At 48.5% G+C, this 12,549-nt stretch carries 8 protein-coding genes, 2 tRNA genes and 1 other annotated feature; of the genes, 3 read left to right on the top strand and 7 right to left on the bottom strand.

Going from position 1 to position 12,549, the window contains the following annotated elements; all coding sequences use genetic code 11:
- Positions 1-164: 164 nt before the first annotated feature.
- From KNO71_RS17395 to pdxS, 6 genes are all read right to left on the bottom strand, one after another.
- A tRNA-Ser gene (locus tag KNO71_RS17395) sits at positions 165-254 on the bottom strand.
- Between the two features lie 29 nt (positions 255-283).
- Positions 284-374 (bottom strand) — tRNA-Ser (locus tag KNO71_RS17390).
- Positions 375-512: 138 nt separating this feature from the next.
- Positions 513-1,796, bottom strand: a complete 1,284-nt coding sequence (gene serS / locus KNO71_RS17385) for a serine--tRNA ligase (RefSeq protein ID WP_214689700.1) — start codon at positions 1,794-1,796, stop codon at positions 513-515.
- A 51-nt stretch (positions 1,797-1,847) separates the two neighbouring features.
- Positions 1,848-2,056, bottom strand: a binding site (T-box leader).
- Between the two features lie 18 nt (positions 2,057-2,074).
- Entirely contained in the window at positions 2,075-3,322 is a 1,248-nt protein-coding gene (locus KNO71_RS17380) for a D-alanyl-D-alanine carboxypeptidase family protein (protein ID WP_196431817.1), read from the bottom strand.
- Between the two features lie 85 nt (positions 3,323-3,407).
- Entirely contained in the window at positions 3,408-3,983 is a 576-nt protein-coding gene (gene pdxT / locus KNO71_RS17375; RefSeq protein WP_047795939.1) for a pyridoxal 5'-phosphate synthase glutaminase subunit PdxT, read from the bottom strand.
- A gap of 4 nt (positions 3,984-3,987) precedes the next feature.
- Entirely contained in the window at positions 3,988-4,878 is an 891-nt protein-coding gene (pdxS, locus tag KNO71_RS17370; protein ID WP_012727762.1) for a pyridoxal 5'-phosphate synthase lyase subunit PdxS, read from the bottom strand.
- A 287-nt stretch (positions 4,879-5,165) separates the two neighbouring features.
- Here pdxS and pdxR point away from each other — a divergent pair, with 287 nt between their 5' ends.
- The 3 genes from pdxR (at position 5,166) to KNO71_RS17355 (ending at position 10,749) form a co-directional block, all read left to right on the top strand.
- Entirely contained in the window at positions 5,166-6,569 is a 1,404-nt protein-coding gene (gene pdxR, locus KNO71_RS17365; protein WP_214689698.1) for a MocR-like pyridoxine biosynthesis transcription factor PdxR, read from the top strand.
- Entirely contained in the window at positions 6,566-7,186 is a 621-nt protein-coding gene (locus KNO71_RS17360; protein WP_214689696.1) for a class A sortase, read from the top strand. Before pdxR ends, KNO71_RS17360 begins: the two co-directional genes overlap by 4 nt.
- Positions 7,187-7,326: 140 nt before the next feature.
- Entirely contained in the window at positions 7,327-10,749 is a 3,423-nt protein-coding gene (locus tag KNO71_RS17355; protein WP_214689694.1) for an alpha-amylase family glycosyl hydrolase, read from the top strand.
- A gap of 40 nt (positions 10,750-10,789) precedes the next feature.
- Here KNO71_RS17355 and guaB read toward each other — a convergent pair whose 3' ends face one another.
- Entirely contained in the window at positions 10,790-12,253 is a 1,464-nt protein-coding gene (gene guaB / locus KNO71_RS17350) for an IMP dehydrogenase (protein ID WP_214689692.1), read from the bottom strand.
- Positions 12,254-12,549: the final 296 nt, after the last annotated feature.

The following is a 12,549-nucleotide window of genomic DNA, read 5'->3' as shown; positions in this document are numbered from 1 at the left end:
TTGTGGTGACTTCATTCTACACGAGGAAAGCGTCATGGGCTTTTTTGTGTTCACTTTGGGGTGTTGCACTTAATTTTATAATTCATCGTGCATAAAAAAATCCACAGCGCTTATGTCTGTGGATACAAAAAATGCATCTGCCTCTGCAGATGCCCGATTGAAAGCGGAGTTGGTGGGATTCGAACCCACGCGAGCCTTGCGACTCCTAACGGATTTCGAGTCCGTCCCCTTCAGCCGGACTTGGGTACAACTCCAGGCCTAAAAAAGTGTAAAAAAAAGAAAGTGGAGGAGGTGGTGGGATTCGAACCCACGCAGGCTGTTACACCCCTGACGGTTTTCAAGACCGTTCCCTTAAACCACTTGGGTACACCTCCAAAGCTCATATGCAATTCGTGAGCAACAGTGTCGCTCGACATGATTTATAGTACCAACTGAAGAGACAGATGTCAAACCCTTTTGTGAAAAAACATTAAAAAAATTGAGCAGCCTCAAAATCGAGGCTGCTCAAGCGTTTAGTTCGGCATTTCAATCTTTTCTTTTCCACCCATGTAAGGACGAAGAACTTCTGGAATCACGACCGATCCATCCGCTTGTTGATAATTTTCAAGAATCGCTGCGACCGTTCGTCCGACGGCCAAACCTGAACCGTTCAAAGTATGCACAAACTCAGGTTTCGCATTGGCGTCACGACGGAAACGAATTCCCGCACGACGCGCTTGGAAATCTTCAAAGTTTGAGCAAGACGAGATTTCACGATAGACCCCTTGTGCCGGCATCCATACTTCAATATCGTATTTTTTCGCGGCAGTGAATCCGAGATCTGCCGTACACATGCTGAGCACTTGATAAGGAAGGCCTAGACGTTTCAATACTTCTTCAGCATGACCTGTCAACAGTTCCAATTGCTCATAAGACTCTTCCGGTTTTACGAAGCGGACGAGCTCGACTTTATTGAATTGGTGCTGACGGATCAACCCACGCGTGTCACGTCCCGCTGACCCAGCTTCAGAACGGAAGTTTGCACTATATGCAGTATACGCGATTGGAAGTTGTGTTTCCGCAAGAATTTCTTCACGGTGCATGTTCGTGACCGGTACTTCAGCAGTCGGAACGAGGAAGTAGTTCGTATCCGCTACTTTAAATGCATCCTCTTCAAACTTAGGAAGCTGACCCGTTCCTGTCATTGAATCACGATTGACCATGTAAGGAGGTAACACTTCAGCGTACCCATGCTCATCTGAATGAAGGTCCATCATAAAGTTGATCAGGGCACGTTCTAGGCGAGCGCCTAATCCTTTATAGAAGACGAAGCGGCTACCCGTTACTTTTCCAGCGCGCTCGACATCGACGATTTGAAGGTCTTCCATCACGTCCCAATGTTGCTTGGGCTCGAAATCAAACTCGGGCTTTGTCCCGATTTCGCGAATCGTCACGTTGTCGTCTTCCGTTTCGCCGATTGGTGTTGATTCGTGCGGGATATTTGGGATGCTGAGTAAGATCAAGTTGAGTTCTGCCTCAACTTCGCGTAACTCTTCGTCCAACAGTTTGATTTCATCTCCGAGGCGACGTGTCTCTAAGATCGGGCCTTCGGCATCTTCTTTGTTCCGCTTCAATTCAGCGATTTGTTTTGTCGCTTCGTTGCGCTTCGCTTTCTTCACTTCCACTTCGTTGATCAAGTCACGACGTTTCTCCTCTAGTTGTGGGAAGCGGTCAAGTGCACTCAAGTCTTCCCCCCGGTGAGCTAACTTTTCTTTGATTCCTTCAAAATCCTGTCGCAAACGTTTAATGTCTAACATTGCTATTCCTCCTTTTTCATATAAAAAAGGTGGTTCGTCCCTTTCCCGTAGGAAAGGGACGAACCACCTTGGATCCGCGTTGCCACCCTCGTTGCCCAAATGTTTGAGCCACTCGATGCACGTAACGTGTGCGAACGTGACTTGTTTCCAAGTCAATGCTCCGAGGCCGATTCGGTCACGTCATCTCACTAGTTTGCACCAACCACTAGCTCTCTGTCAGTAGACGTACGTAACGTACTTATTCTCATCATCGCATCTGTCATTGAATTAATCTTACTTTACAACATCTCAACTTGTTCGACAAGACTGATTTTTCCAAGTGCGAGTCGGATTTGATCGAGGAAATCCAAAAAAGCTCGCGTTATTCTCGTCAAGAACGAGGCGGTATCGACCGACTCCGCTGTAACAAGTGCCATCTTAGGAGGAGCCTCTCCCTCTAAATAGCGTACGTTCTCCGAAGAATCGATGGTGACCATGCCTGCCTGTGTGTCAGCCTTAATCGGAGCCTCTAAATCAAGCAGATCATATTCGGGCTCCGGTACGGGTCTTCCTTTTTCGACTAATACTTCAAAGTCGTTCGTCGTTCGGACCGCGACTTGCTCTTCCTCGCCTTGAGAGACCGTTGCCATCTTGGAGATTGTCTCCCCCATCCGCAAGATTGGGGTCATCACGAAATCCGCATAAGCATAATCATGTAGCGCTTTCGTTGCTGCATAACGTCCCTCGTCCGATGTTGCACCGAGGACGACCGACAAAACGGTACGCCCATCCCGTGTGGATACGCCGATGAAACAATATCCCGCCTCATTCGTCGTGCCTGTCTTGAAGCCGAGCATTCCCGGATAAGCGAGGTCACGATTAGCGAGCATGCGATTCGTCGCATCAAATCGAACACCGTCGACGTCCACGTATGCCCGCTTCGTCACGTCGAGCACTTCCGGATACGTCGTCAAATACGCGATCGCGAGCTTCATCAAGTCCTTAGCAGACGTCAAGTTGTCTCCCGGTAGGCCAGCGGATTCAGAATCGAGTCCTGAGGCGTTCGCGAACGTCGTTTGCGTCATCCCTAATTCATCAGCCCGGCGATTCATCTCTTTGACGAATGCCTCTTCCGAACCGGATACGGCCTCCCCGAGCGTTACGGCCGCTTCATTCGCTGAACGAATCAACGCGGCATCGTATAATTCTTTGACGGTATATGGTTTATTTAACAGCGGGATTCGTGCCAACCCCGGCTTTCTCGTCAACGCCAAAGCAGCATCGCTCGGTGTGATTTCTTGTGTCCAACTGAGTTTCCCTGCCTGAATCGCCTCACGCGTCAAAAATGCAGTCATCAGCTTCGTGATTGAAGCCGGCTGAAGCATCGAATCTTCTTGTTTGGCAAATAGAACTTGTCCTGTCGTCACGTCTACAAGCATCGCGCTTGCTGCATCCACTTTCGGAGCGGCCGCAGAGGCAGCCGATGGCAACATGGTCTGTATGACGAATACGACAGTGAGCAATATGATGAAATAACGGGCCTTCACATCGTTTCCCCTTTCTGTACGCTTCTTTGTTCAGTGTAACAAAAAATAAGTTTGAAGGACCCCCTTTTTGCGAGGTCCTTCAAACTTATACATGTTGACTCTGATTCGCTTTGACCATCTCGATAAAATAGCGATGTAACGAGAGGTCATCCGTCAATTCGGGGTGGAACGAGCAAGCAAGATACTGATTGTAACGGACCGCCACAATCGCTTCCTCGACTTCAGCGAGCACATCTACTTCTGGTTCAACGCGCGCCACTTGTGGGGCACGAATGAAGACCGCTTCGACTGGCTCATCGATTCCTTTCACTGGAAGGTCGACTTCAAAACTGTCGACCTGACGTCCGAACGCATTGCGTTTCACTGTCATCGGGATTTTCTTCAAGTGGGCGTCATACCCTTCGACTTCGTTCGCGAGAAGAATCATGCCGGCACATGTGCCGAACATCGGTAACGTTTCCATCTCTCGAAGTGGTTCGAGCAGACCGTAACGGTCGAGTAATCGCCGCATCGCCGTACTCTCTCCCCCTGGTAACACGAGTCCGTCAATCGCTTGCAAGTCTTCTAGCGAGCGGACTACAACGGTTTGGGCACCGAGCGCTTCCAGCATGCGAACATGCTCCCGAATCGCGCCTTGCATCCCTAATACGCCAATCGTCACCATCTTACCAGCCTCGTGGTGCCATGAGTTCTTCTTCTTTGAGTGTGCGGACATCGAGTCCTTTCATCGCCTCACCCAATCCTTTTGACAAGTGTGCGATTCGCTCATAGTCATCGTGATACGTTGTTGCTTCTACAATGGCACGTGCAAATTTTTCTGGGTTCTCCGCTTTGAAAATACCAGATCCGACAAAGACTCCATCTGCCCCGAGGTGCATCATCAAGGCAGCATCCGCTGGTGTCGCGATTCCACCTGCTGCGAAGTTTACGACCGGCAGACGGCCCGCTTCACGGATTTGCATCAATACTTCAAACGGTGCACCGAGGTCGCGCGCCTCTGTCATGACCTCATCCACACTCATCGACAAGAGACGTTTCACTTGCGCTTGGACTGTACGCATATGACGAACCGCTTCGACGATGTTCCCTGTTCCTGGCTCCCCTTTTGTACGAATCATCGCTGCCCCTTCACCGATACGGCGGGCTGCTTCACCGAGGTCGCGTGCTCCACATACGAACGGCGCCGTGTAGTCGCGCTTGTACAAGTGGAACTCTTCGTCGGCTGGTGTCAAAACTTCGCTCTCGTCAATGAAGTCGACCCCCATTGACTCGAGGACGCGTGCTTCAGCGATATGCCCGATCCGGCATTTTGCCATAACCGGTACAGATACTGCCCCCATGACGTCTTCAATGATTGTCGGGTCAGCCATACGGGCAACGCCACCCATTTTACGGATATCTGATGGTACACGTTCGAGCGCCATAACAGCCACAGCACCGGCAGCCTCAGCAATCTTCGCCTGTTCGGCGTTGATGACGTCCATGATGACGCCACCTTTTTGCATTTCTGCCATCCCACGTTTTACTTTATCTGTCCCTACTTGTCTCTTTTCCATTGAAATCCCTCCATTGGTTCGTGTTCTACTTGCTAGTATAAGTTGTATTGACTATATTAAAAGTGTCAGTTTCTTATTATTTAAAGTGGTCAGTTTAAATAAAGGACTCCATTTCATCTATCCCGAACCTGTTGAAGTATAAAGGAGGAATACGTATGTTAAACCGTGATTCGTTTGATGGGGGTCATCGTGCCTCATTTGGTACACCCGGGATTGTCTCTTTCATCATTATTCTTGGGTTTATACTCTACTTCTTTTTTGGTTCGTAAAGAAAGGAACGTCACACCATGGATATGCTTACCTTATCGCTTGATCAAGAATCGTCCATCCCGCTTTACGAGCAATTGTATAAGCACATTCGGAATGCCATCCTCGACGATACGTTAAAGACAGGAACCAAATTACCTTCAAAGCGTAAGCTCTCTCAATTTTTAGATGTCTCGCAGACCACGGTCGAGTTCGCGTATGCCCAGTTACTCGCCGAAGGATACATCGAGTCCATTCCTCGAAAAGGATTTTATGTGTTACCTCAAGAGGAACTGTACGTCCGGCGCTCGAGTAGTACCATCACACCAGCCCCTCAGCGAAAGACATATGATTATGATGTTTCCCCGAGTCAAATCGACACGACTGCCTTCCCGTTTGAACGATGGAAGCGACATATCAAACATGTCGTCGATGACGTGAATCATGAATTACTTGCGTTAGGTTCTGTTCAAGGAGATCTAGAATTACGCCAAGAAATCGCCACATATCTTTATCACTCCCGTGGCGTACAGTGCTCACCAGAACAGATCATCGTCGGGTCCGGAACGGAACAGCTGTTGCCACAGCTCTTGAATCTCTTACCTGACTCGTCTATCTTCGGAATCGAAGACCCTGGCTATCCGCTCACGCGCCTGTTGTTCGAGCAACAAGGACGCACATCGATTCCTATTCCCGTAGACGATAGTGGTGTTTGTGTGAATGAACTCGAGCGTCATGCAATCGATGCACTATATGTCACACCTGCTCATCAATTTCCGACAGGGACCGTCCTGTCTGTCAGTCGAAGGCAACGTTTGTTAAATTGGGCACTCGTCCATCAGACGTATATCATCGAAGACGATTACGACAGCGAGTTTCGCTATAGCGGCAAGCCGATTCCGTCACTGCAGAGCATGGACCCGAATGAACGGGTTATCTATATCAGTACGTTTTCAAAATCCCTCATGCCATCCTTACGCATCGGCTATATGGTCTTACCGACACCCTTGTTAAACCGTTACCGGGAACGACACCAGTATTTCACCTGTAGCGTTCCCCGGTTCGAACAACAGACGTTGGCCTTATTTATGTCGAGCGGTGACTTTGAGAAGCATTTGAACCGGATGCGAAAAATATACCGTCGTAAGTTAGAAAGTGTCCTCGCAGCCTTCCGACCATTCGAACCGACCGTCACCGTGACCGGAGCAAGTGCCGGATTGCACGTCGTGTTGACCATCGCGACCGAGCGAACAGAACAAGAATTGAAGCGGTCCGCCGAATCCGCCGGAATCGCCATTAAATCCATGAACGACTATCGCATCGTGCATCCGGACTCCCACAAGCAATTTCTATTCGGGTTTGCGCATTTGCCGGAGTCGACTTTACCTGACGTGATCGTTCAGTTGATGCTTGCGTGGGAAGTTTCAAAAGGAGGGAAGTCATGAATCGACGTATCCGGTGGCTCATCGGACTTTTACTCATTGGGAGCGGCATCCTCTTTTTGACGAGTCCGATTTGGAAAAATGCCATTGCCAGTTCGACGAGTGAATACGTGGTGGAACAGATGAAATTTCAAGAAGAGAGCGAATTTGATCCAAGTTATGATTTCAAAGCCGTCAGTCCACTCTCTGTATCGGACGTCCTACAAGCGCGCAATCGGTTTCATAATTTGCCGACAATCGGCGTGATTTCAATTCCCGATGTCTCACTGAAACTTCCCATCATGAAAGGATTGGACAATGAAAGTCTCGCGGTAGGCACCGGAACGATGCATCCTGAACAAGAGATGGGCAAAGGGAACTATGCGCTCGCCGGCCACTATTTACAACGAGCGACCGCTCTATTCGGACCGCTCCATGAAATCGAGGTCGGTGCGACGATCTACCTTCAGGATGAAGCGCAAACGTACGAGTACGTAGTCACTTCGCTTGAAACCGTCTCTCCTGAACGAGTCGATGTATTAGATGACACCTCAACCCCAACCATCACGTTAATCACGTGTACGTTCGATACGACAGAGCGCCTGATTGTAAAAGGAAAGCTCGTCGCTCCATCCTCTTGACCGCTTCTCCTTTCAAAATAGGAGAGGCGGTTTATTATTTTTGCAAAAACATATTGTGAGCGCTTTCAAATTCCGCTAAACTATTTTTGAAAACGTTTGCATAAAAGTGTGCAAATATATTTGACAGGAAGAGGTGCCTCATGAAAAAAACAACCGCTCGTCAGGCTTCGACGCTGATCCTTTCCGGAGCATTACTCATTCAAGCCGGTGTCCCGATGAACGCATTGGCCGAACCGACTACGATGACGATTGATGGATCGAAAACAGACTGGACTTCAACCCCAGCCCTTGCGACTTCCCCGGCTACGGGTTGGCAAGGATTTGATGTCGGTGATTTATACATACAAAACGATGCTCAACATCTTTATTTTTACGTAGATGCGAACAATGTCCCGAATTGGGGCGACAACGGACAATACATTAACATCGCCCTTCAAATTAACGATGAAGATTCTGGCGTCTCTGAAAATCCACTCGGATACCCATTCGACTTTACAGGCGTCGACAAGGCACCTCAATATCATGTTCTCGTTCGTGTCGATGGCGATCAAAAAGTCAAAGAGGCCGCCCTTTATAAGGCCGGACAGGATACCCCACTCTTACAATTGAACCAATTGAACGGTGCGGCTTTCGCAGTGGACCGGACGAAAGGATTCGAAGGAAAGATTCCATTATCCTTACTCGGGCTAAACAATGGAGACCAAGTTCGTGCCTTGACTGTATTGAGCGGCAATAATGCAGGAGAGCATGGTGCGTTCGATACGATTCCAAGTAACGCGGCCAACCAACTGGCGAACAGCTGGAACGTCGCTGCTACTCCGTCGACGCAATCCGTATATAGTGCCCCGTTCACGTTAAATGGGGTGGAGACGATTGATCAGCTTGAGGTCGTTTCGGTGACCCCGGCTTCATCCTCGATCGACGTGGATGTGTCTACCCCAATCACATGGACGTTCAACGAACCTGTCCGTCTCGATACTGAAGCAGCCACGCTTCAACAAGGAGAGACAAAAATCCCGGTCGACGTGACAACGAACGGTTCGACCGTGACGCTTCAGCCGAAAGAGGCACTCGCACTCGACACGTCATATACGGCGACCATCCCAGCGGATGCGGTGACAGGGATGATTTCCAACACGTCACTCCCTGCCTTGACGACTTCGTTCAAAACGGCAACCAAGCTCGCCGATCCATGGGAAACGACTCGTTATATCGAGATGAAGTATGTCCGCGCGGATGGAGATTATACGGATTGGAACTTGTGGACGTGGAGCACCGGTAAAAAAGACGGCCAAGTTGACCCGTATCGCATCACGGAGGACGAGGCCATCTTCCGAATTCCCGTTGGCCAAGACGCCACCAAAGTCGGATTTGTGATCCGAAAAGGAACGGATTGGGCTGTGAAGGACGCATACGGAGAAGACAGATACGTCACGCTCGGAGAAGACCGTGTCACGAAGGTCCTCGTCGAAAGCGGCAAAGGTGTGTTCCATCAAGTTCCGACAGTCAACGGACCAGTGTACGGTACAGACGGGATCAGTTTCTTCTACCGCGATGTAGCACTCTATGAATCCGGAAAAATGAATGAAATCGAACAGGTCGCACTCAAAATCAATGATGAAACTTATCCAATGACGTATGAGCCTGAAAACGAATGGTTCCGCCACACAGTGCGTTTGCCTGAAGGCGTTCATGATTACACGTACCTCGTCACAAAAGACGGGGTGACGACTGAAGTGAAGGATCCGTACTTTGAGGCTTCTCAAATCGAGTATCGCCAACCGACCGTCAAACTCACTTCTTCAGTCAGTCCAAAAGCGATTAGCTCCAGAGAAAATGCCGTCCTACAGGTAAAACCAACCTTACCGAAGGGAGTGACGCTTCGTGAACTCTATATCGATGCACGACCTCTCGGAGGACCCGCTAAGTTGCACATCGACCGTGCATTGAATGCTCAAACCATTGCGGTGAAAGATACGATCAAACCAGGAAACAAGACGCTCTCTGTCACAGCCGTCGACCAGTATGGAAATGTCCATCGCTCGAAGACCACCATCCGTGTCGTTCCGAAATCGATGAAAGAGAAACAAGCATTTGATTGGGATGAGGCACGAATCTACTTCATGCTAACCGACCGCTTCTATAACGGGGACGTGTCCAATGATAATCCGAACCGTGAGTACTATGATAAAGACCATCTGGAATCGTACCATGGTGGAGACTTTGCGGGTGTCACAAAAAAACTCGATTATTTAGACGACTTAGGCATCAATACAATCTGGATTACACCGATTGTGGATAACATCGATTGGGATTTGCGTTATGGGAAAGATGGGTCTCAATATGGCTATCACGGATATTGGGCGAAAAACTTTGAAAAACTTGATGAACACCTTGGAGATATGGCCGCATTCCATAAATTGATTGACGAGGCGCATAAGCGTGGCATCAAAATTATGGTCGATGTCGTCTTGAACCATCCAGGCTACGGCATGGAACCAGGTGCAAGTTCAGCCGTCACGAATTTCCCGACGGATGCAGAACGACAAGTATTCGATGGCATGATTCGCGAGAATCCGGTCGATGGGGACGACCTCAGAATGTCCTTATCTGGTCTTCCTGATTTCAAGACCGAGGAAGCGGCCGTGCGGGAGCAATTGGTCAAATGGCAGACGGATTGGATCAAACGTTCGAAAACGAAAAAAGGAAATACGATCGACTATTTCCGTGTCGATACGGTCAAACATGTAGATTCAACGACGTGGAAATCATTCAAAAATGAGCTGACAACAATCAAGCCAGATTTCAAACTCATCGGCGAACACTATGGTGCCAGCATCAACAACACAGGCGGCTATTTGAGAAGTGGTCAAATGGATTCCTTGCTCGACTTCGATTTTAAATACCAGGCCGAGCGATTCGTAAACGGCAACATTGAAGATGTAGAAAAAGCGCTTCAATACCGGAATAACCAATTATCGAATGAAGCAACACTTGGACAATTCTTAAGTAGCCATGACGAAGATGGATTCCTCGTCTCGCGTGCAGGTGGAGACACAGGCAAGCAAATGGTCGCTGCTGCCCTTCAGATTACGGCCAAAGGTCAACCGGTCATCTATTACGGAGAAGAGGTCGGACAATCTGGTAAACATGCAGGGGATATGGACAAAGGTGAATTTAACGAGAACCGCTATGATTTCGACTGGTCACGTGTCAAAGGGGAAGGGAAAGCGATGCATACGCATTACCAGAAACTATTGAATATCCGTGCAGACTATTCTCACGTATTCAGTAAAGGAACACGATCATCCGTCGCTGTGAATGCTACTTCTGGTTATTCGATCTTTGAGCGGGCCTACGGCAAACAGTCTGTTCTTGTCGGATTGAACACGAAAGAGAAAGCACAAACCGTTTCATTTAAGACGTCGTACAAGGCGAAGACCGTTTTGATTGACCGCTATAGCGGCAAGTCATACACGGTTCAAAAAGACGGGAAGGTGACCGTCTCACTTCCTGCACAAGATCAAGGAGGAACTGTCATTTTAGTCGAGAAACGCAAATAAAGAACCGCCATCCTGAGTGAACAGGATGGCGGCTTTTTCATTAACGTGAATAGTTTGGTGCTTCTTTTGTAATGTTGACATCGTGTGGGTGGCTCTCTTGGAGTCCAGCACCTGTCATACGAATGAACTGTGTATCTTCACGAAGGGCACGAATGTCGGCAGCGCCGCAATACCCCATACCTGAACGAAGACCACCGATCAATTGATAGACCGTGTCAGCCAGTTCACCGCGATACGCGACGCGACCTTCGATACCTTCAGGAACGAATTTTTTGTCTGCTTCTTGGAAGTAACGATCTTGGCTTCCGCGTTTCATCGATGCTTCTGATCCCATACCACGGTATGTCTTGAATTGACGACCTTGATAGATTTCCATTTCACCTGGGCTCTCTTTCACACCCGCAAGCAAGCTTCCGAGCATGACTGCGTTGGCTCCTGCGGCAATCGCTTTGACGATATCACCAGAGTACTTGATTCCACCGTCAGCGATGACTGAGACACCGTGCTCTTTCGCTTCTGTCACACAGTCATAAACTGCTGTGATTTGCGGAACACCGACACCTGCGACGACACGTGTCGTACAGATCGAGCCTGGTCCAATCCCAACTTTAATGACGGATGCTCCTGCTTCAATCAATGCACGTGTCGCTTCTGCTGTCGCCACGTTCCCTGCGATAATTGGAAGGGACGGGAACATATCACGTAATTCACGCACTTTTTCAAGTACGCCAGCTGAGTGACCGTGTGCCGTATCGATGACTAGTGCATCCACACCTGCTTCAACCAACACTTGAGCACGTGAGGCCGCGTCTTTCGTCACACCGACTGCAGCTGCGACAAGAAGACGACCTTGCTTATCTTTTGCTGCGTTCGGGAACTGTTCGACCTTTTCGATATCTTTCGTCGTAATGAGACCTTTTAATACACCGTTCTCATCGACAAGTGGAAGTTTCTCGATGCGATGTTGATGAAGGATACGCTCGGCTTCTTCAAGCGATGTACCCACTTTTGCTGTGATGAGGTTCTCTGTCGTCATGACATCTTTGATTACCGTCGAATAGTCTTTGATGAAGCGAAGATCACGATTCGTTAAAATACCAATCAATTGACGTTCATCTTCTGAGTTGACGATTGGGACGCCCGAAATACGATACTTACTCATCAAGTATTCTGCATCGTACACTTGACGGTCTGGAGTTAAATAGAACGGGTTTGTGATGACACCATTTTCTGAGCGCTTTACGCGATCGACGTGCTCAGCCTGCATTTCCATCGACATATTCTTGTGAATGACACCTAAACCACCTTGACGGGCCATAGCAATCGCCATTGGGGCTTCAGTAACGGTATCCATACCGGCACTGATGATCGGAATATTTAATTCGAGTCCTTCACAGAGCTTCGTGCTTAAATCAACGTCACGTGGTAAAACATTTGAAAACCGTGGTACGAGTAATACATCATCAAATGTTAAACCTTCTTTTGCAAACTTATTTTCCCACATAAAAATTGATGGCCCCTTTCTCGTTCTACCTACATCTTTGTTTCGAAATATTTCTGTAATGGTAACAGGTATAACGTAAAAGTGCAATTCAATTCCCGATGTTCAGAAAGTTCAGAATTGTGTTCATTAACTTAAATAACATTAAAATTGTTCGGAATTTCATCGTGTGAACGAGCAGAATATGAAGTTCGGTTTCATTATGAACGTAAAAAAACGACCGAGCGTATGCTCGGTCGTCCTCTGCGTTGTTGCCTGGCAACGTCCTATCCTCACAGGGGGAGATCCCCCAACTACTT

This window comes from Exiguobacterium sp. s163 (genome assembly GCF_018617135.1).
GTDB lineage: Bacteria > Bacillota > Bacilli > Exiguobacteriales > Exiguobacteriaceae > Exiguobacterium > Exiguobacterium profundum.
This window is presented reverse-complemented; position numbering and strand designations above follow the sequence as displayed.

Coding starts and splice junctions, on each gene's coding strand:
- pdxS (WP_012727762.1), bottom strand. CDS start 4,878: ATGGAAAAGAGACAAGTAGGGACAGATAAAGTAAAACGTGGGATGGCA.
- guaB (WP_214689692.1), bottom strand. CDS start 12,253: ATGTGGGAAAATAAGTTTGCAAAAGAAGGTTTAACATTTGATGATGTA.
- KNO71_RS17360 (WP_214689696.1), top strand. CDS start 6,566: ATGAATCGACGTATCCGGTGGCTCATCGGACTTTTACTCATTGGGAGC.
- pdxR (WP_214689698.1), top strand. CDS start 5,166: ATGGATATGCTTACCTTATCGCTTGATCAAGAATCGTCCATCCCGCTT.
- serS (WP_214689700.1), bottom strand. CDS start 1,796: ATGTTAGACATTAAACGTTTGCGACAGGATTTTGAAGGAATCAAAGAA.
- KNO71_RS17355 (WP_214689694.1), top strand. CDS start 7,327: ATGAAAAAAACAACCGCTCGTCAGGCTTCGACGCTGATCCTTTCCGGA.